This is a genomic window from Streptomyces yaizuensis, from assembly GCF_034961445.1.
Lineage (GTDB): Bacteria > Actinomycetota > Actinomycetes > Streptomycetales > Streptomycetaceae > Streptomyces > Streptomyces yaizuensis.
In genome coordinates this window covers 89,282-110,590 of the sequence record NZ_BSBI01000010.1, presented here as the reverse complement: position 1 = coordinate 110,590, position 21,309 = coordinate 89,282, and the positions used below count along the sequence as shown (strand labels likewise).

Here is a 21,309-nt window from a genome sequence, read left to right as displayed (position 1 = left end):
CACAGCAGCCATGATCTTGTTACGGGTCTTGGAGTTCACCGAACGAGGTTAACCCGGGGGCAGGACCGGGCCCGCGCCCAGGGGCCAGCTGTCGACCGTCTCGTAGCGGGGCTGCTCACCGGGGGTGCCGCCGGTCGGCAGATTGCTGCGGACCAGCGCCAGCCGGGTCACCTCCCAGGGGGTCCCCTCGAAGGGGGCCAGCGCCGCCAGGAAGGCGCCCAGGTCGGTGGTGACCCGGCTGCGGGCGATGGTGAGGTGGGCGCGGTAGCGGCGGTGCTCCTCCAACGGGACGCCCGAGCGGGCGGCCGCCGCGTACGAGCGTTCCGCGAGCAGCCGCAGCCCGTCGATGCCGCCGGCGGCCCCGGCCCACAGCACGCGGCCGCCGAACTCGCCGCCGCCGTGGAACCGGAGCGGGAAGGGGTCCGTGCGGTGGGCGGCGCGGCCGAGGCGGGTGCGCAGTTCGGGCAGGACGGCCGTGTCGACCTCGCCCATGAAGGCGAGGGTGAAGTGCCATCCGGGGCGGCCGGTCCAGCGCAGCCGGTCCGCGCCGGGGAGGGCTCTCAGCCGGTCGATGACCGGCTCCAGCTCGGTGGCGGCGCCGGGCGGGGGCAGGACGGCGGCGAAGAGTCTCATGTCCCGAGTCTGTCCCACGGGGGTGGGCCCGTAGCGGGGAGTCGTCCCGTATCGGCCAGGGAGGCGCCGGGAAGCGGGCGGCGGGGGTCCCGGCCGGCCGCTGCCCGGTCGCCGGGTTCCCGTCAGTTGACGTAGACGCTGCCGCCGAACTCCGAGATGGTCGAGTCGCCGGGCCAGACGACGTCGATCAGCTCCCCGTCGCAGTCGGGGCCGGACAGGATGAAGACAGGTTCGTCGGTGTAGTTGCTCACGAACAGCGGGGCCCACTCGCTGGCGTAACAGCCGCTGGGCTGCGGTACCACCTGCTCGTTGACGACCAGGACGCCGTTGGCCGCGTGGGCGGACGTGGGGACGGCGACGGTCAGTGTGGCGGCTGCGGCGAGCGTGGCGAGGGTGACGGCGAGACGACGCATCGAAGGCTCCCGGTGACGCATGAAGGGGGTGCGGAGGGGTGGCGACCCCTCCCGTCGAGCACCCAACGTAGCCAGGCGCGTGCCCTGCGTCGCTTCTCCGTACGCATGGAATCCGGGGCTCCGCAATGACCCAGGTCCGGGCCGGTCCCGGTACGGGCCTCGGTCCCACCGCTCGCCCCGCCTCGGCCCCGACTCAGGCCCGGACGCCCGGACCCGGACACCCGGACACCCGGACACCCGGACGCCCGGACCCGGACACCCGTTCACGGCTCACGCCGCCGCCGTGAGCCGCTCCTTTTGCTGTCTCGGGACGAAGGCGAGATGTTTCCGCCCCCTGCGAAGGTCGACCTTGAGCCGCAGATTGCCCGCACGGGCCAGCAGCAGGCCCACCGCGACCGCCGCCACCAGCGAGATCAGCCCGCCGATCGCGAGGCTGACCCGGGGGCCGTAGACATCGGTGAGCCAGCCGAAGAGCGGGCCGCCGATGGGCGTACCGCCGACGAAGACCATCATGAACAGGCTCATCACCCGGCCCCGGACGGCCGGGTCCGTCGCGGTCTGGATGCTGGAGTTGGCCGTGACGTTGACCGTCAGACCGAACATGCCGACCAGCACCATCAGCAGGGCGAAGAGCCAGAAGCCGGGCGCGAAGGCGGCCAGGGCCTCCAGCGCGCCGAAGAGCAGCGCCGCCCCGACCATGATCCGCAGCCGGGAGGCGCCGCGCCGGGCCGCGAGCAGCGCGCCCGCGAGCGACCCGACGGCCATCAGGCTGTTGAGCAGCCCGTACGCCTCGGCGCCCGCGTGGAACTCCTCGTGCACGAACGCGGTCAGCCAGATCGGGAAGTTGAAACCGAAGGTGCCGACGAAGCCGACGAGGACGATGGGCCAGATCAGCTCGGGGTGGGCGGAGACATAGCGCAGGCCCTCCCGCAACTGCCCCTTGCCGCGCGGTGTGCGCACGGAACCGTGCAGGTCGGCGGTGCGCATCAGGAGCAGCGCCGCGATGGGCGCGAGGAAGGAGAGCCCGTTGAAGAGGAAGGCGTAACCACTGCCGACGGCGGTGATCAGCACACCGGCGACGGCGGGTCCGACCAGGCGGGCGGACTGGAAGTTGGCGGAGTTGAGGCTGACCGCGTTGGCGAGCTGGTCGGGGCCGACCATCTCGGAGACGAAAGTCTGCCGGGCCGGGTTGTCGACGACGGTGACGAGGCCGAGGAGGAAGGCGGTCAGATAGACGTGCCAGACCTGGACCTGGCCGCTGAGGGTGAGCACGGCGAGCGCGAGACCAGTCAGCGCCATCGCGGACTGGGTGCCCAGCAGCAGGGGTCGCTTCGGCAGCCGGTCCGCCAGTACCCCTCCGTACAGGCCGAACAGCAGCATCGGCAGGAACTGGAGCGCGACGGTGATACCGACGGCGGAGGCGGACCCGGTGAGGGTGAGCACCAGCCAGTCCTGGGCGATGCGCTGCATCCAGGTGCCGGTGTTGGATATGAGGGCGCCTGCGGCGAAGAGCCGATAGTTCCGGATCTTCAATGAGCTGAACATGGTGGTAGGGGCGGGTGCGGGTGCGGAGTCTGCTCCGGGTCCCGTACGCAAAAGTGTTCGCCTCCTCGACGGTGGTTTCTACAGGTGTGCGAGCTTCTCCAGGATCGGGGCGGCGGCACGGAGCGTGGCCCATTCGTCCTCGTCCAGGCCCTCGGCGAGCTTCGCCAGCCAGACGTTCCGCTTGCGGCGGCTCTCTTCGAGCATGGCCTCGGCCTGCTCGGTCTGCCTGACGACCTTCTGCCGGCGGTCCTCGGGGTGGGGGTCGAGCCGGACCAGTCCCTTGGCCTCCAGCAGCGCCACGATCCTGGTCATGGACGGCGGCTGGACGTGCTCCTTGCGGGCCAGCTCGCCCGGCGTGGCGGAGCCGCAGCGGGCGAGGGTGCCGAGCACCGACATCTCGGTGGGGCTCAGCGATTCATCGACGCGCTGGTGCTTCAGCCGGCGGCCGAGCCGCATCACGGCCGAGCGCAGAGCGCTGATCGCGGCGGCGTTCTCGGCCTCCGCGCGGGCGGCGTGATCGGCGCCGCCGTGGGCTTGGTCAGACATGTTTGTTAGCATAACTCATTACTCTCTCTAAAGACCACTCGGGGCCGCCGCAGCAGATCGCCCGGGCCACCGCAGCTGTTTTCACCCATACGGGTGAGATGCGTAGGGAAATCAGCCCGGCACCGGTGGGGCGGGGGACCCTGGGCGGATGGGATCGACTGTGCTCAGCCTGCGGATAGACGGTGAGCTGCTGGAACGCATCCGGGAGCACGCGGCGAAACGCCGTATGAGCGTCCAGGACTATGTGATCGCCACGCTCAAGCGGAACGACTTCGACGAACGCTTCAAGACGGCCGTGGAGGAGACGGACCGCTTCTACGGCCGGACAGGACCCCGGTGAACGGACCGCGTCCACGGCCGGACAGGGCTGCGGCGGACAGGCCGCTTCCACGGCCCGACAGGACCAGGGTGAAGCGCGGTAGCGGAACGACGAGCGCCCGGGGCGCCGGAGGTCACAGGGACCCCGGCACCCCGGGCGCGGCACGTCGCCGGGCGGCGCGCGGGCCTTACGTCAGGCCCAGCGCCGGCATCGCGTAGTAGAAGACGAAGACCGCCGACACCGCGTACATCGCGGCCGGCACCTCACGGCCCCGGCCGACGGCCAGCCGCAGCACACAGAAGGTGATGAAGCCGATCCCGATGCCGTTGGTGATCGAGTAGGTGAACGGCATCATCACCATCGCCAGGAACGCGGGGACGGCGAGCGTCCAGTCGCTCCAGTCGATGTCCCGGATCGACCCGGCCAGGATCAGGAAGCCGACCGCCAGCAGGGCGGGGGTGGCGGCCTGGGAGGGGACCATCGTCGCCAGCGGGGTCAGGAAGAGCGCCACGGAGAACAGCGCGCCGGTGACCACCGAGGCCAGACCCGTGCGGGCGCCCTCGCCGACGCCCGCCGTGGACTCCACGAAGCAGGTGGTCGCGGAGGAGGAGGTGGCGCCGCCGGAGGCGACGGCGATGCCGTCCACGATCAGCACCTTGTTGATGCCCGGCAGATTGCCGTCCTTGTCCAGCAGCTTCGCCTCGTCGCCGACGCCGAGGATCGTGCCCATCGCGTCGAAGAAGCAGGAGAGCAGGACGGTGAAGACGAAGAGCGAGCCGGTGAGGATGCCGACCTTCTCGAAGCCGCCGAACAGGCTGACCTCGCCGACCAGACCGAAGTCGGGCGAGGAGACCGGGTTGCCCGGCCACTGCGGGGTGGTCAGGCCCCAGCTGCCCTTCGGCAGCTCCGCCACGGCCTCGATGACGATGGCGACGACGGTCATCACCACGATGGAGATCAGGATCGCGCCCTGGACCTTGCGGATGATCAGTACGAGGGTGAGCAGCGCGCCGAGGACGAAGACCAGGACCGGCCAGCCCACCAGGTGGCCGCCGTGGCCGAGGGTGAGCGGGACGGTGGTCTGGGCGGCGTCCGGGATCCGGGAGACGAAGCCCGCGTCGACCAGGCCGATCAGCATGATGAAGAGGCCGATACCGATGGCGATGCCCTTGCGGAGGCTGCCGGGTACGGCGCTCATCACCCGCTCCCGCAGGCCCGTGGCGACGAGCAGCATCACCACGAAGCCCGCGAGGACCACCATGCCCATGGCGTCGGGCCAGGTCATCCGGGGGGCGAGCTGGAGGGCGACGACGGTGTTCACGCCGAGGCCGGCGGCGAGCGCGATGGGGACGTTGCCGATGACGCCCATGAGGAGCGTGGAGAACGCGGCGGTCAGCACGGTCGCGGTGACCAGCTGGGCGTTGTCGAGCCGGGCGCCGTTCATGTCCACGGCGCTGCCGAGGATGATCGGGTTCAGCACGATGATGTACGCCATCGCGAAGAAGGTGGCGAATCCGCCCCGCACTTCGCGGGCGACCGTCGAACCACGCTCGGAGATCTTGAAATAGCGGTCCAGGCCGCTGGAAGGGCCCTTCGGCTGATGCTCGGGGGCGGCGGCGGAGGCCGTCGGGGTCATTCCGTCCTCATTTGCGGCTTGGGTCCGGCGGGGGTGGAACAGGGGGTGGAGCAGAAGGTGGAGCGAGGGCGACCTTTGTGTGTTTCTACGAATGAAACAGGTCAGAAGCAAACTGTTTCAGTATGAACATATAAGGGAAAGATCGCCATCTTCGCGCGTAGACCCATGGGGCGCTTGGCCTCCGACGGGGCAAAGAGTGGGGTTCGGCCGGGCTCTCGCCGGGGCCGGAGGCCGGATCGGCCGGGTGCCTAGACTGTGGGCATGGCGAAGTGGACCCCCAAGCACGAGGCGCCCGAGCCCCTGGAGGGGCCCGTCGTCGCCACCATCACCGGTGGCACGATCATCTGGTTCGTCCTCTTCCTGGTGCAGATCCCGTTCTACGGCTGGTTCGAGGAACGCGATCTGCTGTGGTGGGTCTGGACCTGTCTGGCCGGGGCCGGCCTCGGGCTCATCGGCATCTGGTACGTCCGCAGGCGCGACGCCGCGATCAAGCGGGCGGCGGCCGAGGCCCTGGCCGAGGCGGAGCACCCGCCGGCCCGCTGAGCCACGGCCTCCCGGGTCGTCCTCCGGCACCACCCGTTCACCACCCGTTTCAGGCCAGTCCAGGGGGTGAGCGGACCCGCGCGCCCGTACCGTACGAATCATGACCGAGCGGGCAGGGATCGACACGGACGGCGACCGTGAACCGGACGGTCCGGCATCCGGTGGCAGCGGGCAGCCGCAGGGCAGGGGCGGGCGGGACACCGGCCCCCGGACGGCCCGGCCCCGGGACCCGGGCCCCCGGGACCCGGCGGCACCCCGGCGGGGCCTCATCGACGCGGGACCGGAACTCGACCCCGTCCACCCCATGAAGCCGCCCCGGCACGGCATCGACGCCGGCTCCGAACTGGACCCCGTCCACCCGATGCGCTGCCCGGCGGCACGAGACGCGGCCGTGGAGAAGGGGGAGACGGGGACGGGCGAGCGGGCGAGCGGGCTGACCGCCGCCGAGGTCGCCGGGCGGATCGCGCGCGGCGAGGTCAACGACGTACCCGTCCGCTCCTCCCGCTCCGTCGCCGACATCGTCCGGGCCAACGTCCTCACCCGGTTCAACGCCCTGATCGGCGTGCTCTGGGCGATCATGCTCGTGGTCGCCCCGTTCCAGGACAGCCTGTTCGGCTGGATCATCATCGCCAACACCGGCATCGGCATCGTGCAGGAGCTGCGCGCCAAGAAGACCCTGGACGGGCTCGCGGTCATCGGCGAGGCCCGGCCCACGGTCCGCCGCGACGGCGTGCCGGCCGAGGTGTCCACGTCCGCGATCGTCCTCGGAGACCTGGTGGAGCTGGGTCCCGGCGACAAGGTCGTGGTCGACGGCGAGGTGGTCGAGGCGGACGCCCTGGAGATCGACGAGTCCCTCCTCACCGGCGAGGCGGACCCGGTGGTCAAGCGGCCCGGCGACCCGGTGATGTCCGGCAGCTTCGTGGTCGCGGGCGGCGGCGCGTTCACCGCGACCCGCGTCGGCCGGGAGGCGTACGCGGCCCAGCTCGCGGAGGAGGCGTCCCGCTTCACCCTCGTCAACTCCGAGCTGCGCAACGGCATCAGCCTCATCCTGAAGTACGTGACCTGGATGCTGGTCCCGACCGCGACCGGACTGGTCATCAGCCAGCTGGTGGTGAAGAACAACGACTTCCAGGACTCCGTCGCCCGGACCGTCGGCGGGATCGTGCCGATGATCCCCGAGGGTCTGGTGCTGCTGACCTCCATCGCCTTCGCCGTCGGCGTCATCCGGCTGGGGCGCCGGCAGTGCCTGGTGCAGGAGCTGCCCGCGATCGAGGGGCTGGCCCGGGTGGACGTCGTCTGCCTGGACAAGACCGGCACACTGACCGAGGGCGGGATGGATGTCGGCGAGGTCCGCCCCCTGGACGGGGCGGAACCCACGTATGTCCGGGCCGTGCTGGGCGCGTTCGGCGCCTCCGACCCCCGGCCCAATGCCTCGCTCGCGGCCGTCGTGGCCGCCTTCCCGGCGGAGCCCGGCTGGAGCACCGCCGACGCCCTGCCCTTCTCCTCGGCCCGCAAGTACAGCGGGGCCCGGCTGCGCGAGCCCCAAGGCACCGAGTCCACCTGGCTGCTGGGCGCCCCCGACATCCTCCTCCCGGACGGGTCACCGGCGCTCACCGAGACCACGCGGCTCAACGAGCGGGGGCTGCGGGTGCTGCTCCTGGCCCGGACCGACGGCCGGACCGGCAACCCGTTCGATGACGTCGGCATTGCACAGAACCTGACCCCGACCGCCCTGGTCGTCCTGGAACAGCGGCTGCGCCCCGACGCCTCCGCCACCCTGGGCTACTTCGCCGAGCAGGACGTCCATACGAAGATCATTTCCGGGGACAACGCCGTCTCCGTCGGCGCGGTGGCCGGACAGCTGGGGCTGCCGGGCGCTGCGGACACCGTGGACGCGCGGACCCTGCCCGAAGGACGGGACGCCCTCGGCGCGGCCCTCGACGCCCACACGGTCTTCGGCCGGGTCACCCCACGGCAGAAGCGGGACATGGTCGGCGCGCTCCAGGCCCGGGGCCACACCGTCGCCATGACCGGCGACGGCGTCAACGACGTCCTCGCGCTGAAGGACGCCGACATCGGGGTCGCCATGGGCTCCGGCTCCGAGGCCACCCGGGCGGTCGCCCAGATCGTGCTGCTGAACAACAGCTTCGCCACCCTCCCGTCCGTGGTCGCCGAGGGGCGGCGGGTGATCGGCAACATCACCCGGGTCGCCACCCTCTTCCTGACCAAGACGGTGTACTCGGTGCTGCTGGCGATCCTGGTGGTGTGCAGCCAGGTCGAATACCCCTTCCTGCCCCGGCATCTGGCGCTGCTGTCCACGCTGACCATCGGTGTCCCCGCCTTCTTCCTCGCCCTCGCGCCCAACCGGGAGCGGGCGAAGCCGCACTTCGTCCGGCGGGTGATGCGGTACTCGATCCCGGCCGGGATCATCGCGGCGGCGGGCACCTTCACCACGTATCTGCTGGCCCGTTCCCACTACAGCGGGCCCGGCGCGCTGGACGCGGAGACCAGCGCGGCGACGCTGACGCTGTTCCTCATCGCGATGTGGGTGCTCGCGATCATCGCCCGGCCCTACACCTGGTGGCGGATCGCGCTCGTGGCGACGATGGGACTGGGCTTTCTGCTGGTGCTGACCGTGCCCTGGTTGCAGGAGTTCTTCGCGCTGAAGCTGGTGGGGACGGTGCTGCCGTGGACGGCGGTCGCGATCGCTGTGGTCGCCGCCGCCCTGGTGGAGATCGCCTGGCGGTGGGTGGACCGCCGCTTCCCCGCCTGACCGCCTGACGGTACGGATGCACACGGGTGGGCGGTACTGTGCCCTCCGGATCAGGGGGCGCTCCCTCCGTCGGCCGCGCCGGCCCCGGGAAGTGCGCAGCGCCAGGGGTATGGAGGGGAGACCGCCGACGTATGCGGCACTACAGGCACGACGCCCACGACAGGAGAGCCAGGGCGGCCACCGGGGGCGCCGTGGCGGCCGCCCTCGCCGCCGCGCTGCTCGTACCCGGTGGACCGGCGACCGCGGCACCTGAGCCGGCCTCCGTCACACCGAAGTCCGGCAGCGGCAGCGGCAGCGGCAGCGTCGCGCTGGCCACCGGCGACCGGGCGGCGCTCGCCCCCGCCGACGGGGGCGCCGATGGGGGCGGGGAGCGGGCCGTACGGCTCGTACCCCGGACCGGACAGGACACGGCCGGGCGGTACGCCTTCGTCCGGCGCGGCGGCGAACTGACGCTGAGCCCGGCCGGGCAGGACCGGGCGCTGCCCGCGTCCACGCTGGTCACCGACCCGGCGGCGCGCAGTGCCCCGGCGGCCCGCGCGGGCCGCCACAAAGTGCGGATCACGCTGACGGGCGCGACCGCCGCCGGGCCGGTCATCCAGGTCTGGAACCGCAAGACCTGGCAGTACCACGAGGTCCGCGAGGACCAGCACGGCACCGACGGCACGGTGTCGCTGCCCCCCGGCGACTATCTCGTCATCGGCATGTACAGCCGGATGCTCGCGCCCGACCACCTCCTCTCCCGCACCTTCACCGTCAAGGACCGGGCCCTGACCGTCACCATGGACGGGAAGGCGGCCCGCGAGACGGCCGTCACCGCCGACGACACGAGCGCCCGCCGGGCCAGTTCCGCCGTATCGATCCTGCTGCCGAACGGCGAGGTCGTCGGCTTCATGGGCGGCGGCGCCCACCGGGTGTACGTCACCCCCTTCGCGCTGAAGGGGATGGAGCTGCGGATCCACGACGTGCTGGAGAAGAAGGGTTCGTCGGCCAACGTCCCCAGCCCCTACCGGTACGACCTGGTCAAGGTCTTCAAGGACCGGATCCCGGCCACGCCCCGGGCCACCGTCCGCAAGGCCGACCTGTCGCGGACCGTCCTGACGCTGCGGTCCCCCGGTACGGACACCGTCGGCTGGCTGTCGACGGGCCTGCGGCTGGGCATGAACACCGGATCCGTCGTCACCACCCCCGTCCGGCTGCCGGCGACGATCACCGAGTACGCGACCCCCCGCGCGCGCATCTCCCGTTCCCTGGACTCCCCCGACGGGCCCGACCTGCGGCTGTACGAGGACGTCCTCGTCCCCGGCCAGAACCCGGGACGGATCATCGGGGCGGCCCCGTACGGGGTGACGGCCTGCGAATTCCCCCGGAGCGAACTCGACGGCACCCGGCTGGTCTTCGCCGAGCCGTGCGCCTTCGGCGACGCCTGGAACAGCCAGGGAACCGACCCCGACGCCGTGGAGGATCTGCTGCTCACCACCGGCGGGACGGTCCTCGCGGAGGGCCGGGGCCGGGCGCTCGGCACGCCCTGGCGGGTCGACCTGCGGGAGGGGGGTGTCCCGCACACCCTGACGCAGACCGTGCGGCACACCGACAGCCCCCGGCGGTACACGCGCAGCCAGACCAGCGCGTGGACCTTCACCCCCGGCGGGCCGCACGTCCGCCCCGGTGAGCTGCCGCTGACCGACGCGCATCTGCGGGTCTCCGGGCTCGACCTCCGGAACACCGCCGGGAGCGCGCCCGTCACCGTCACCGTCACGGCCTCCTCGCGGGTCGCCCGGCTCGCGGCGGTGCCCACCTCGCTCGCGTACTCCACCGACGACGGCTCCACCTGGACGCCGCTGACGCTGAACGGGCCGCTCACGTACCGGAAGAACGCGACCTTCACCGTGCCGCCCGGGGCCCGGTACGTCTCGCTGCGGGCGGGCGTGCGCGGCGCGGACGGGACCACCCTGACCCGTACCCTCGTCCGGGCCTTCGGCGGTCCGGCGGCGGTGTCGGACGAGCACGCCGGGCCGATCCGGATCTCGCAGGTGTCCGTGCACGGCGGGAAGCCGGTGGTGCCGGACCTGTGGGACAACCCGGGGCGGACGTACGCGGTGAAGTACACCGTCCACCACCCCACGGGGATCGAGGGCAGCGGCGTACGGCTGTACCGGGGCTCGTTCACCAAGCCCGCCGCGGTCCTGACGACGAGCAGCCCGCAGTGCGTGCGCAAGAACGCGAGCACATCGGCGTGCACGGCCTGGTTCGCCCTCAATGCCCACACCGACCTGGGGCGCGACGCGTTCGCGGGCGAGTGGCGGGTGTCCGCGTACGCCCGTGCCACCGGCACCGGCCACAGCAGCCGCGGCGGCGCCGCCACCACCCGGATCCTGCGGCTCGGGAACACGACCGCCGACGGGCCCGACGGGAGGGTGACCCGGGGCCGGGCGTTCACCGTGACCGGCGCCGCCCAGGCCGCCGACTGGGCGACGGGGCAGTGGGCGGCGCTGCCGAAGCGGTCCGTGCGGCTGGAGTTCCGCAAGAAGGGCACCGACACGTACGTACGGGCCGGGGAGGCGACCACGGACGCCAAGGGGCGGCTGAAGGCGGCGCCCAGGGCGGACACGGACGGGTACTGGCGGTGGTCGGTGCCCGCGAGCACGACGACGGCGGCGAAGGTGTCGGCGGGGGTCTACGTCGACGTGCGCTGAGGGGGTGGGGCCCCGGTTCCGGCCGGGGCCCCGGCGGCGGCCCTGTTGGGTGCGGCGGGGCCCCGTGCTCGGTGCGGTCGTGGCCCGTGCTCGGCGCGCGGTCGGTTACGGGCGCGGGTCGAACCAGCGGTCCCGGGCCAGTTCCTCCGTCCGCGACGGGTCCTCCAGCAGCGCCGCCACCTCGAAGCGGCGCGGCCACTGCCCCGCCGCCCACGCCAGACCGGCGGCCACGCCCTCCACCGTCGCCGCGTGCACCACGCCGTCGGGAGTGCGGCGCCAGTCCAGCTCCACCCCGTCCACGACGATCTCCTCGTGCTCGACGTACGAATCCGGGGTCGCCGGACCCAGCAGCACCCGTACCGGGTCGGGCACCGGGTGTTCCTCCCCCGCCGGATCCACCGGCGCCTGAACCGCCTCGCTCAGCCGGCGCACCTGGAACAGCTCCGCCAGATCGGCGGCGCGCTCCGGCGCCACCGGCAGCAGCGCGCGGCCGGCCGCCAGCGGCAGCAGATCGGGGGCGTCCGCGACGAGCGCGTCGGCCGCGTCCACGACCCGGACCTCGCCGTCCACGACCGCGCGGAGGTCGTCGGGGAGGGTCACCTGCTCCGGGTCCAGATCGGCGAGGGCCGTGTGCAGACCGTGGAGCTGCGCCGCGCGTACGGGCAGCTCCGGGTCGGCGAGCCGGCCCAGCAGCTCCGCCGCGCCCCCGGGCTCGTCCAGGAGCGCCGCGACCGAGGTGCGCACCCCCAGCGCGCGCAGGACGAGCGCGTCGTCGAAGCCGGAGGCGTCCACGGCCTCGTACAGGCCCGCGAGGAGGGGATCGCCGCCGGCGGCCCGCAGACCGGCGGGGCGGCGGCCGCCGAGCACCGGGTGATCGCGCAGCCACCAGGCCGTGTACGGGCGTACGGTCTCGGTCGTACCGTCCGGGAGCAGCACCCGCACGGGCTCGGTGAGCGCGTCCCGCAGCGGCGGGAGGGCGAGCATCGCGAGGGCCTGGGGCCAGTGGTCGTCGTCCACGAGGTCGAGATCGCGGACGGCGGTGATCTCGGTCGCCACCGGCGGTACGGGCGTCTCAGGGAGCCGGTCGAGGACGTCCTCGCACCAGACGTCGACGGCGTCGAGGAGACCGGCGTCGTCGGGCTCCGCGTAGTCGGCGTCCCGGGGCTCCAGCTCGTCGGGGTCGAGCACCACGTCGGTGGCGCGGACGAGGGCGAACGTCGCGAGGACCCCGCAGGCGGCGAGCGGCTGCTCGCCCCAGCGTCCGGCGAGGTCCGCGTCGACCAGGGCGAGTTCGTCCGCGCGCATCACCTGGGCGAACGGGCTGCCGGGCAGCACCAGCTCGCCCGCCGGGGTGGGCTCGCCGTCCTCGTCGGGGAGGGCGAGGGCGCCGAGCCAGGGCTCGTCACCGGGCTCCAGGCCGGCGTCGCGGACGAGGGTGAGGACGGTCTCGGCGAGTTCGGCGGCGTCCGGAGTGTCGGCGTCCTCGTCCCAGATGTCGTCCGCGTCGAGGGAGGCCGCGACGGCGGCCCGGATCTGGGGGGTCGTCAGCACGGCCCGGGGGGTCGCGGGGAGCGCGCCCAGCTTCTCCAGCAGGGGGTGGGCGGCGTCCGGGTGGGCGACCTTCAGGCCGAGGCGGGTGAGGTGCGGCGGGGTCTCGGCCAGCGGCAGCAGCACCTGGCGGGGGCCGATGACGGTCCGGCCGTCGGTGAGCGGGACGGGCAGACCCGTCAGCCGGTCCGGGTCGACGCCCGCGAGGCTGTCGTACAGCGCCCGCCACCAGGCCGGTCCGCGCTCCAGACCGGCCAGCCGGTCGATCGCCTCGGTCAGCGGGACCCGGGCGACACCGAGCGTCCGCAGCTCCGAACGGCGCTCCAGACCGGCGGGCAGCAGACTCGGCAGCACCTCCGCGAGCACCCGCACGGTCTCGGCGCCCGCGCCCTCGACCACCTCGGCCTCGATGGGGCGCAGCGCGGGCGGGCGGGGGCGCGCGGGCAGCCCGCTCCCGCCGTCGTCCCCTTCATCGGTGGTCGGGACGGCCGGCGCCAGGAAGGCCGTACGGGGCAGCAGCTCCAGGACGGCCGCCCGCAGCGCGCCGTCCAGACCGCCCCTGCCGAGCGGGCCCGGCACCAGGTCGATGGTGCCGGTGCTCACCGGCTGCCAGCCGCCGACGAGTTCCGCGTACGCCTCGGCCGCGCGCGCCACCAGGAAGTCCGTCAGCGGGCCGGGTGCGGGGTGGCGGCGGGTCGTGTCCAGCGGCAGCGACGCGATCAGCAGCGCGGGGAGGCCGAGCGGCTCGTCGGTGGGGGTGGGGGCGTGGACCACCGGCGCGGTACGGGGGTGGGCGGGGGTGCCGTCGGCGTCCACCGGGACGGCCCACGTGACCGTCCAGTGCGGACGCAGCCGCTCCTCGCGGGGGCGGTCGCGCAGGAGGTCCGCGTCGATGGGGCCGGTGTGCGTGACGGTGCGCCAGAGCGTGGTGCCGCGTTCGCTGTCCTCGATGCCGGTGAGACCCGGCGTGTCCGCCTGCCTGAGCAGCCTCCGGACGCCCGCCGGGGTCTCCACGACGATCTCCGCCAGGCCGGGGAGCGCCAGCAGGAGAGCATCGTCGGCGCCGTCCAGCAGCCGCTCCACCACATCGACGGCGGCACCGTCACGCAACGGGAGGACCACGACCGTGTCGTAGCCGTCCGGAGCGGTGCCCTCGGCGGGCAGCGGCAGCCGCAGCAGCGGCACATGCCCGTCCCTGCGGCGCAGCTCCTCGCCCAGACCCGGGCTGTGGGCCGCCGCACCGGCCGTCAGCTCCCGGGCCTCCACGAGCGACCAGCGGACACCACCGTGACGGCCGGTGACGGCCGGTTCGTCACTCACCGCGAGCACGGCGGCGAACCCGACACCGAAACGGCCCACACTACGGTCCTGCGCGTCCCGCTTGGCGGACGCGCGCAGCGTGCTCAGGGACTCGACACCCGCCGCGTCCAGAGGAGCACCCGTATTGGCCGCCGCGAGCACCGCCGGGGAGTCGCCCTCGGTGGGCTTCAGCGTGAGCCGCAGACGGCCCGGGACGCCGGCGCGGGCGGCTGCGTCGGCGGCGTTCTGGGCGAGTTCGACGACGAGACGGTCACGGTAGCCGCCGAGGACGAGATCCTCCTCGGCATTCGCGTCCTCCCGGAACCGCGCGGGGCCCGCGCCCCACGAGTCGAGCACTCTGCGGCGCAGACGCGCCGTCCCGAAGGGGTCGGCCGGCTCTGTCGTCGTGACGCTCACGGTGTGCTCCGCTCTCTGGGGGTCAGACCTGCGAGCCTCGCGGGCTCGGGGGGCCGAAGGTACCTTGCGATGGGGTGCGGGGCGGTTGTGGTCGGTCACCCCAGACGGGGTGCGGGTCCGTGGGCAGCCATGCGGGTCGGTTGTGTCGGTCACCCCGGGCGGGGTACGGGTCCGTCCTCAAACGCCGGACGGGCTTGATTTGTGCGGGTGATCGTCGGGGACCAGTCCCCGAGCCCCTGCGCCTCAAACGCCGGCGGGGCTGGTTTTTGCTCGGGTTGCCGGTGCCCCCAGGGGGCTGGTTTTTGTGCGGGCTCTTGTCGGGGGCCAGCCCCCGAGGCCCCCGCGCCTCAATCGCCGGCGAGGCTGAATTTTGCCGGGTGGTCGCCAGCGGAGCTGGTTTTGTGCGGGTTGCCGGTGCCTTCGGGGGTGGGGTGCGGGTGGTTGTCCGGTGGCGGGTTGGCGGGGGCCTCCGGGCTCACCTCCTCGGGGTCGGCGGACTACGGGTCCTCCGTCCAGCGCAAGCCGGACTTCCCGCCGATCCCCTGCGGGGGCGACCCTGCACCCCCCACCCACACACCCCAGGAACACCCACCAGCTCACCGCACACAGTGTCATCGGCCCGAACGGGGGGGGGAAGGACATGGGCCAGGCCCAGCACCCCGGCCCAGCCACGACATCCCCGGCCCCCACGAAGGGCGAGGTGCGGGACCGACCCTCGTCCGAAGCCCACCCGGACCGACCCGAGACGAAACCGGAGCCCGCACCCTTTTCCCCCCAGCTGGGGTACCGGCCGCCCCGTACCTGGTCCGTGGGCGGGGGTGCAGGGTCGCCCCCGCAGGGGATCGGCGGAGGCCGACCCGCACACAACCCCGTGAACACGCTCGCCGACCCCGAGGAGGTGAGCCCGGAGGCCCCGCCAACCCGCACCACCACCCGAGGCCGGGCCGACCCGCACAAACCCGCCCCGTCAACGTCGACCCGCACAAACCCGCCTCGCCGACGATCACCCGGCAAAATCCAGCCTCGCCGGCGTTTGAGGCGCGGGGGCCTCGGGGGCTGGCCCCCGACAAGAGCCCGCACAAAAACCAGCCCCGCCGGCGCTTGAGGCGCAGGGGCTCGGGGACTGGTCCCCGACAACAGACCCGCACGGTGCGGGAGAACCCGCGCACCCACCCGCCCCGCGGCAACCCGCACCGTCAGGCGCGCCCCGACCCCTCCTCCGCCCCCGCATACAGCGGAAACTCGTCCGGCTCCAGCGAGTCCAGCACCGGCGGCGCCGGCTTCGGCGTCGCCGGCATCACGGCCGCCTCCGAGTGCCCCCCGCATCCGTACGACAGGGACACGATCCGCCCGTCCGCCGGTGCGAACTCGTTGGCGCAGATCCCGAACGACTGCCGCAGCGACCCGGCGACGGGCACCAGGAATCCGCAGGTGGCGCAGGACGCGGGGGCGGCCTGTGCCATGGCGGTGCGGGCGCCGAAGGCCTCGTCCCAGCGGTCGGCGGCGATGCGCAGGCCGTAGCGGGAGAGGACGCGGGCCCTGCGCAGGCCCAGTTCCTCGGCGAGGGCGGCGATCTCCGCGCGGCCGTTGGACGCGGCGTCCGCGGGGGTGCGGTCGGTGAGTTCCGCGTCCTCGGCGTCGACGCGTTCGGCCAGGTCGTGGCTGGTCCGTTCCAGGACGGAGTTGGGCGGGGGGGTGTCCTCGCCGGTGTAGCCGGGTTCGAGGCGGGCGTCGTCGGCGGCGGTGGGGAGGAGATCGCCGGGGCCCATGTCGCCGGGGCGCAGCCGCTCGCTCCAGGGCACCCACTCGGGCGCGAGCAGCGCGTCGGGCCCGGGCAGGAGGACGGTTTCGTCGATGGTGACGTTCTTCGCGCGGGAGGCGCGTGCGACGGTCACCGCCCAGCGCCAGCCCCGGTAGCCGGGCTCCTCGCAGCCGAAGAAGTGCGTGACGACCCGGTCTCCTTCGGACACCAGGGACACATGCTCGCCCACCTTCCCCGGTGCCGCGGCCTCCTCGGCCGCCGACCGGGCGAGGTCCACCGCCTCGGCGCACAGACGGTCGGGGGTTCGGCTTCGCGTCGCAGCACTCACAGGGTCTCGCTTCTCTCCTACGCCGTCTCAAGGGTGCGCTGCCGAGTCGTGGTGGTCCGGGCGGCGGGCGGAGCGGACCAGGGGGCCGCATCGACGTCCACGCCCGGACCGGGCCGGTCCCGGGCGCACCTCACGTCATCCATTCTGCGGGATGCCGAAGAGGCGCGCGGCCGGGCACAGTCGCCGGTGGCGCGCTACGCACGCTACCCCGTTCGCAGCTCGGAGCCCACCTGCATGCACCGACCAGGGGGCATCCGACGGTCCGGCGGACCGTATCGCGCCTCCTCGGGCGGGTCCTTGGGGCAGTATGGCGGGGTGGCCGCCGCCAGGTCGTCCGAGGGGCCCGGACCGTTCGGGAGAGCGTGCCGGGCGGTGGGACGTGCGCTGCGGCTGCCGTTCACGGGCCCGGCGCGGGGTATTCGGCGGGCGACGCACGCCCAGGGCGCGGGCGAGTCGGGGCTCGGGCGGCTGATCGAGCTGCACGCGGTGAACGGCGCCGGCGATGTCATGATCACGGTGGCGCTGGCGTCCACGGTCTTCTTCTCCGTACCCACGGACGAGGCACGCGGCCGGGTGACCCTGTACCTCGCGATCACCCTCGCTCCGTTCGCGCTGCTGGCGCCGGTGATCGGCCCGCTGCTGGACCGGATCCCGCATGGCCGGCGGGCCGCGATGGCGGGGGCGATGCTGGCGCGGGCGCTGCTGGCGCTGGGGCTGTCGGGGGCGGTCGCGACCGGTGGGCTTGAGTTGTATCCGGCGGCGCTGGGGGTGCTGGTCTCGTCGAAGGCGTACGGGGTGATCCGCAGCGCGGTGGTGCCCCGGCTGCTGCCGCCCCGGTTCTCGCTGGTGCGGGCGAATTCGCGGGTGACGCTCGCGGGGCTGCTGGCGACGGGCCTGGCGGCCCCGGTCGGTGCGGGGCTGCACCGGATCGGCCCGCAGTGGCCGCTGTACGGGGCGTGCGCGCTGTTCGCGCTGGGGACGTTCTGGGCGTTGCGGCTGCCGCCGAAGGTGGATTCCGCGAAGGGTGAGCGCAAGGCGCTGATCCTGCCGCCGGGCCGGCGCCGGCCGGGGCTGCGGACGGTGGGCCCGTCGGTGTTGCACGGCCTCCAGGCGAATTCCTCGTTCCGGATGCTCTCCGGGTTTCTCATCTTCTTTCTGGCGTTCCTGCTCAGGGAGCATCCGCTGGCCGGTCAGAGCGCGGCGGTGTCGCTGGCGATGGCGGGGGTCGCGGCGGGGCTCGGCAATGCGTGCGGGACGACGGTCGGGGCCTGGCTGCGGGACCGGGGTCCGGAGGCGATCATCGCGACGGTGCTCGGTGTGGTGCTGACGGCGGCGGTGCTGGCGGGGGTGTTCTTCGGGGCGGGGATGGTCGCGGTCCTCGCGGCGACGGCGGGTTTCTGCCAGGCGCTGGCGAAGCTGTCCCTGGACGCGCTGATCCAGCGTGATGTCCCGGAGGAGGTGCGGACGTCGGCGTTCGCCCGTTCCGAGACGCTGTTGCAGATGTCGTGGGTGGTGGGTGGCGCGATCGGGATCGTGCTGCCGCTGAACGGGGTGCTGGGCATGGCGGTGGCGGCGGGGATCGTCTGCGCGGGCGCGGCGGTCTCGGTGCGGGGGCTGCTCGCGGCGGCCCGGCACGGCGGCCGGGCCCGCCCCCGGGTGGCGTAGCCGTCCGGACGGCGCGAACGTACGGCGCGAAAGACCCGTACGGCGTAATGCCCAATCGGCGCGAACACCCCCAAGCCGCCCACGGGCGGCGGTGTGAGCCCGGCGGCACGCCGGACCCCCGCGCGGGTTGGCGGGGCGGGACCGATAGCCTTCTGGCCATGACCGTTGCGTTCATCTCCGGCAAGTGCCGTCGGGCCGCCGCCATCACCGCCGTCGTCGCGGCCGGGCTCCTCACCCTCTCGGCGTGCGAGAAGCCGACGCCGCTCGCGACCGTGACGGTCGGGACGGAGTCCGTGAACTCCGAGGCCGCCTGCTACAACGACGGCAGCGCCATCAAGGAGTCCCTGGTCCAGGGCTGCCTGAACGACAAGCCGGGCAAGACCGTGAAGGTCGCGCTCGACGACAAGATCCGCTTCGGCGTGGACCCGGAGATCGCCGAGAACGGCTGGACCCTCTTCATCGGCGGCCAGCCGGCCGAGCAGGAGCCGTACAAGAAGACGTACCGGTCCATCCCGGCGAGCGCGTTCTTCACCTCGCAGACGGGCCAGGCCCCGAGCAAGACGAAGATCAGCATCGTGGAGACCAACGGCAAGAAGCTCATCGGCATCTGGACCTTCACGCTCGAAAAGAAGTGACGGCCGGCCGGGCGGGGCGCCCCGTGCGCGTCCTGGTGGTGACGGCGGTGGCGGCGGAGGCCGAGGCGGTCGCCACCGGTATCGGCATGTCCGGCGCCGCCGACGTCGGCGACGGAGGGCTGTTGCGGACGCTGGCGGGCGGGGTCGGACCGGCCGCCGCGGCCGCGTCGACCGCCCGGGAGCTGGCGCTGGCCGCCGCCGCGGGCACCCCGTACGGCCTGGTCGTGTCGGCGGGCATCGGCGGCGGTTTCCCCCGGTGGGCCCCCGTCGGCTCGCTGGTGGTCGCCGACGCGATCACCGCCGCCGACCTCGGGGCCGAGACCCCCGACGGCTTTCTGACCGTGGACGAGCTGGGCTTCGGCCGGACCACGCATCTGCCGCCCGCCGCGCTGGCCGCGCGGGCCGCCCGGGTGACCGGGGCCGTGTGCGCGCCCGTGCTGACGGTCTCCACGGTCACCGGGACGGCCGCCCGCGCCGCTGCCCTGAGCGCGCGTCACCCCCGGGCCGCCGCCGAGGCGATGGAGGGGTTCGGGGTCGCCGAGGCCGCCGCCGGGCAGGGTGTGCCGGTGCTGGAGATCCGGGCGGTCTCGAACGCGGTGGGCCCGCGCGACCGTGCCGCCTGGCGGATCGGGGACGCCCTGGCGGCGCTGGTGACCGGGTTCCACGACCTGGCCCCCGACCTGCTCACGACGGCAGAGTTCCTGCCGGCCCGCGAAGAGCCCGAAGAGTCCGAAGAGCCCGAGGAGCAGCCGTGACCCTGAGCATCGCCTACTCTCCGTGCCCCAACGACACTTTCGTCTTCGACGCCCTCGCCCATGGCCGGGTCCCGGGCGCCCCCGCGCTGGATGTGACCTTCGCGGACATCGACATCACCAACGGCATGGCCGAGCGCGGCGAGGGCGATGTCCTGAAGGTGTCCTACGCGGTGCTGCCGTGGGTCCTGGACGAGTACGCCCTGCTGCCCTGCGGCGGCGCCCTGGGCCGGGGCTGCGGGCCGCTGGTGCTCTCCCGGGAGCCGGGCCTCGATCTCACGGGCCGCACCGTCGCCGTCCCCAGCGAGCGGTCGACCGCGTATCTCCTCTTCCGGCTCTGGGCCGCCGAGCAGGTGCCCGGCGGGGTCGGTGAGGTCGTCGTCCTCCCGTTCCACGAGATCATGCCGGCGGTCCGCGACGGCCGGGTGGACGCCGGTCTGGTGATCCACGAGGCCCGGTTCACCTATCAGGGGTACGGGCTGCGCCGCCTCGCCGACCTGGGCGAGCACTGGGAGAGCGGCACCGGCCTGCCCATCCCGCTCGGCGCGATCATCGCCCGCCGGTCGCTGGGCACGGAGAGGCTGCGCGCGCTCGCCGAGTCGATCCGTACGTCCGTGCGGATGGCCTGGGACGACCCGGAGGCGTCCCGGCCCTATGTCCGCGCCCATGCGCAGGAGATGGATCCCGCCGTCGCCGATCAGCACATCGGTCTGTACGTGAACGAGTTCACGGCGGGCCTCGGGGAGGACGGTTACGCGGCGGTACGGGGGCTGCTCACCCGGGCCGCGGCGGAGGGTCTGGTGCCCGCGCCGGCGCCGGGGGCCCTCGACTTCGTCTGACCGGGCCCCCGGTACACCACCGGGGACGACCCCCGGTACACCATCGGGGACGGCCATCGGTCCGTCCCCGCACTTCCCGCTTCCCGGCGCGTCTGCCGCGCCCGGCGCGCCTGTCGCTTCTGCCGCGCCTGCCGCGCCGCTCAGACGTCCAGCTGGTCCGCCACCGCCCGGAGCATGTCGGCGATCTTCGAGCCGTGCGCCTTGTCCGGGTACCGGCCGCGCTCCAGCTGCTGTGTCACGTTCTCCAGGAGGGTCGTGAGGTCCTGCACGATGGACGCCAGCTCGTCGGGCTTGCGCCGCTGGGCGGCCGCCACCGAGGGGGTGGGCTCCAGAACCGTCACGGACAGTGCCTGGTCACCGCGCTGGCCGGCGACCACGCCGAACTCGACACGCTGACCGGGCTTGAGGGAGTCGACCCCGTCGGGCAGCACTGACGAGTGGACGAAGACGTCGCCGCCGTCGTCACGGGAGAGAAAGCCGAAGCCCTTCTCACTGTTGAACCACTTGACCTTGCCGGTAGGCACGTCTGTCCTCGTCATTCGTACTCGTTGGGGCGATGGGAGCCACCGGAAGCCGACTCGCCGACTCGCCGCATCGCCGAATACCAGCCCTGGAAGCACCACAGCGGGTCGTCTGACCCGCCCAACCCAAGGCTAATGGTCCAGGGGCCGCTGACAAGACGTCGCCGATCGGTTCCTCCCCGTGGGGAACTACCCTGGCTGGATGACTGCTACTCCTGACGCCCCGGGTGACCGGCTGGTCCGTATCGGCGGCATCGTCTTCATCGTCGGCGCTGTGGCCACTCTCGCCACTATGGCACCACTGTTCCTCGGCACCGACCCGTTCCCCCCGATCGCCTGGGCCGTGTGCATGCTGATGGGCGTCGGGTTCGCCATCTCCGGCGCGGGTGTCATGCGCTCGATCGCCGCCCAGCGACGGGCCGCCAAAGCGGTCTCCTAGCGT

Annotated in this window: 17 protein-coding genes; 9 read left to right on the top strand and 8 right to left on the bottom strand. The window is 73.3% G+C overall.

Annotation, left to right across the window (positions count from 1 at the left end; genetic code table 11):
* Positions 1 to 48: 48 nt before the first annotated feature.
* From thpR to SYYSPA8_RS23205, 4 genes are all read right to left on the bottom strand, one after another.
* Complete coding sequence (gene thpR / locus SYYSPA8_RS23220; protein WP_323449218.1) at positions 49 to 633, bottom strand: RNA 2',3'-cyclic phosphodiesterase; 585 nt, start codon at positions 631 to 633, stop codon at positions 49 to 51.
* A gap of 122 nt (positions 634 to 755) precedes the next feature.
* Positions 756 to 1,046, bottom strand: coding sequence for a hypothetical protein (locus SYYSPA8_RS23215; RefSeq protein ID WP_323449217.1), 291 nt, complete (start codon positions 1,044 to 1,046; stop codon positions 756 to 758).
* Between the two features lie 270 nt (positions 1,047 to 1,316).
* Positions 1,317 to 2,642 (bottom strand): MFS transporter, encoded by a 1,326-nt coding sequence (locus SYYSPA8_RS23210; protein WP_323449216.1) that lies wholly within the window; start codon positions 2,640 to 2,642, stop codon positions 1,317 to 1,319.
* A gap of 27 nt (positions 2,643 to 2,669) precedes the next feature.
* Positions 2,670 to 3,137 carry a MarR family winged helix-turn-helix transcriptional regulator gene (locus SYYSPA8_RS23205; RefSeq protein WP_323449215.1) on the bottom strand — a complete coding sequence of 156 codons (468 nt, stop codon included), beginning with the start codon at positions 3,135 to 3,137 and terminating at the stop codon, positions 2,670 to 2,672.
* Positions 3,138 to 3,285: 148 nt separating this feature from the next.
* Between SYYSPA8_RS23205 and SYYSPA8_RS23200 the strand changes: the two genes are divergently transcribed.
* Positions 3,286 to 3,477 (top strand): ribbon-helix-helix protein, CopG family, encoded by a 192-nt coding sequence (locus tag SYYSPA8_RS23200; protein ID WP_323449214.1) that lies wholly within the window; start codon positions 3,286 to 3,288, stop codon positions 3,475 to 3,477.
* A gap of 166 nt (positions 3,478 to 3,643) precedes the next feature.
* Here SYYSPA8_RS23200 and SYYSPA8_RS23195 read toward each other — a convergent pair whose 3' ends face one another.
* Positions 3,644 to 5,092, bottom strand: a complete 1,449-nt coding sequence (locus SYYSPA8_RS23195; protein ID WP_323449213.1) for an NCS2 family permease — start codon at positions 5,090 to 5,092, stop codon at positions 3,644 to 3,646.
* A gap of 261 nt (positions 5,093 to 5,353) precedes the next feature.
* On the opposite strand from SYYSPA8_RS23195, the gene SYYSPA8_RS23190 reads away from it, so the two are divergent.
* From SYYSPA8_RS23190 to SYYSPA8_RS23180, 3 genes are all read left to right on the top strand, one after another.
* Entirely contained in the window at positions 5,354 to 5,635 is a 282-nt protein-coding gene (locus tag SYYSPA8_RS23190) for a DUF2530 domain-containing protein (RefSeq protein WP_323449212.1), read from the top strand.
* A gap of 100 nt (positions 5,636 to 5,735) precedes the next feature.
* Positions 5,736 to 8,408, top strand: coding sequence for an HAD-IC family P-type ATPase (locus tag SYYSPA8_RS23185; protein ID WP_407706064.1), 2,673 nt, complete (start codon positions 5,736 to 5,738; stop codon positions 8,406 to 8,408).
* A 131-nt stretch (positions 8,409 to 8,539) separates the two neighbouring features.
* A complete protein-coding gene (locus SYYSPA8_RS23180; protein ID WP_323449211.1) occupies positions 8,540 to 11,101 on the top strand; it encodes a hypothetical protein in 2,562 nt (853 codons plus the stop codon).
* 105 nt (positions 11,102 to 11,206) lie between these two features.
* Here SYYSPA8_RS23180 and SYYSPA8_RS23175 read toward each other — a convergent pair whose 3' ends face one another.
* Together SYYSPA8_RS23175 and SYYSPA8_RS23170 are read right to left on the bottom strand one after the other, a co-directional pair.
* Complete coding sequence (locus tag SYYSPA8_RS23175; protein ID WP_323449210.1) at positions 11,207 to 14,365, bottom strand: sacsin N-terminal ATP-binding-like domain-containing protein; 3,159 nt, start codon at positions 14,363 to 14,365, stop codon at positions 11,207 to 11,209.
* Between the two features lie 1,196 nt (positions 14,366 to 15,561).
* Positions 15,562 to 16,455 carry a DUF3027 domain-containing protein gene (locus SYYSPA8_RS23170; RefSeq protein WP_323449209.1) on the bottom strand — a complete coding sequence of 298 codons (894 nt, stop codon included), beginning with the start codon at positions 16,453 to 16,455 and terminating at the stop codon, positions 15,562 to 15,564.
* 315 nt (positions 16,456 to 16,770) lie between these two features.
* Between SYYSPA8_RS23170 and SYYSPA8_RS23165 the strand changes: the two genes are divergently transcribed.
* The 4 genes from SYYSPA8_RS23165 to SYYSPA8_RS23150 all read left to right on the top strand — a co-directional run bounded on the left by SYYSPA8_RS23165 (position 16,771) and on the right by SYYSPA8_RS23150 (position 20,346).
* Positions 16,771 to 18,120, top strand: coding sequence for an MFS transporter (locus SYYSPA8_RS23165; protein ID WP_323449208.1), 1,350 nt, complete (start codon positions 16,771 to 16,773; stop codon positions 18,118 to 18,120).
* 158 nt (positions 18,121 to 18,278) lie between these two features.
* Positions 18,279 to 18,755 carry a DUF2771 domain-containing protein gene (locus SYYSPA8_RS23160; protein WP_323449207.1) on the top strand — a complete coding sequence of 159 codons (477 nt, stop codon included), beginning with the start codon at positions 18,279 to 18,281 and terminating at the stop codon, positions 18,753 to 18,755.
* 23 nt (positions 18,756 to 18,778) lie between these two features.
* A complete protein-coding gene (locus SYYSPA8_RS23155; protein WP_323449206.1) occupies positions 18,779 to 19,510 on the top strand; it encodes a futalosine hydrolase in 732 nt (243 codons plus the stop codon).
* Positions 19,507 to 20,346 carry a 1,4-dihydroxy-6-naphthoate synthase gene (locus SYYSPA8_RS23150; RefSeq protein ID WP_323449205.1) on the top strand — a complete coding sequence of 280 codons (840 nt, stop codon included), beginning with the start codon at positions 19,507 to 19,509 and terminating at the stop codon, positions 20,344 to 20,346. Before SYYSPA8_RS23155 ends, SYYSPA8_RS23150 begins: the two co-directional genes overlap by 4 nt.
* A 140-nt stretch (positions 20,347 to 20,486) precedes the next feature.
* Here SYYSPA8_RS23150 and SYYSPA8_RS23145 read toward each other — a convergent pair whose 3' ends face one another.
* Positions 20,487 to 20,870 (bottom strand): cold-shock protein, encoded by a 384-nt coding sequence (locus SYYSPA8_RS23145; protein ID WP_323449412.1) that lies wholly within the window; start codon positions 20,868 to 20,870, stop codon positions 20,487 to 20,489.
* A gap of 199 nt (positions 20,871 to 21,069) precedes the next feature.
* Here SYYSPA8_RS23145 and SYYSPA8_RS23140 point away from each other — a divergent pair, with 199 nt between their 5' ends.
* Positions 21,070 to 21,306, top strand: a complete 237-nt coding sequence (locus tag SYYSPA8_RS23140) for a hypothetical protein (protein ID WP_323449204.1) — start codon at positions 21,070 to 21,072, stop codon at positions 21,304 to 21,306.
* Positions 21,307 to 21,309: the final 3 nt, after the last annotated feature.